The organism is Staphylococcus devriesei, assembly GCF_002902625.1.
In the GTDB taxonomy this organism is placed as follows: Bacteria; Bacillota; Bacilli; order Staphylococcales; family Staphylococcaceae; genus Staphylococcus; species Staphylococcus devriesei.
In genome coordinates this window covers 1-901 of the sequence record NZ_PPRG01000096.1, presented here as the reverse complement: position 1 = coordinate 901, position 901 = coordinate 1, and the positions used below count along the sequence as shown (strand labels likewise).

2 protein-coding genes are annotated in these 901 nt (G+C 35.8%); both read left to right on the top strand.

From position 1 onward, the window contains the following. The first annotated feature begins 33 nt into the window (after positions 1-33). Positions 34-219: a hypothetical protein gene (locus CD147_RS11550; RefSeq protein ID WP_103167597.1), complete on the top strand. Its 186-nt coding sequence runs from the start codon at positions 34-36 to the stop codon at positions 217-219. A 205-nt stretch (positions 220-424) separates the two neighbouring features. Continuing rightward, positions 425-742 carry a MazG-like family protein gene (locus CD147_RS11545; protein ID WP_103167598.1) on the top strand — a complete coding sequence of 106 codons (318 nt, stop codon included), beginning with the start codon at positions 425-427 and terminating at the stop codon, positions 740-742. Positions 743-901: the final 159 nt, after the last annotated feature.

The window sequence follows — 901 nt, the reverse complement described above, 5'->3', positions numbered from 1 at the left end:
AGTACGCAGATAGATTTATGGAAGTACTGAACAATGCAACTCGATAACACAGTACATCAACGGTACAAATATAAAACTAATGCCAAAACACCTACACAAATACAACATGAGTTACGTGAATTAGGTGTCAACGGCTTTGTGGTAAAGGTCGCAGGAAGTAGAGTGACGATGTTGGTAAGTGAGAACGATATTAAAAGGAACAGGGAGTGTTTGAGATGATACCTAAATTTAGAGCGTGGTAGTGATGACAATTGAAACTAAACGTATTTATGAAATCACTAGAGATAAATTTCATGGGTTTTTTTCCAATCGTGAGTATGACATTTTGTGCGAATTTAGAGAAGAGCCTTATGCGGTTATTGAATACGATAACAAATTAATAAAAGTGAAATTATATCAAGTTAAATTTATCGAGGAGGAACAAATGACTAACACATTAGATCAATTAGTAGAACAAGTACAACAAAGGAGTATTGATAAAGATTTACACAAAGGCAATTCAGATAGACAGGCGTTGAAGTTTTATGAAGAGGCAGGAGAAGTAGCAGCTGCCCTCTCTCGTGGTCAAATAGACGCATTGAAAGACGGGATAGGCGATACAGTCGTTACATTAATTATCTTGGCACAACAACATGATATGACGTTACAGGAGTGTTTACAGTATGCATATGACGAGATTAAAGGGAGAAAAGGAAAGACAATCAATGGCACATTCATCAAAGAAGCAGACCTTAAAGAGTAAGGACATATTAGAAAAAGTGAAAGAGGTGCTGGGGAAGTGAACGAAGTCTTTTACATCTTAATTTTTATAGGGGTTGCATACGGGGTTTTTAGTGTAGTGTTTGATAGATACATGGAGACTGATAAAGCAAAGCATGAAGCTATTTATAAAATAATATTG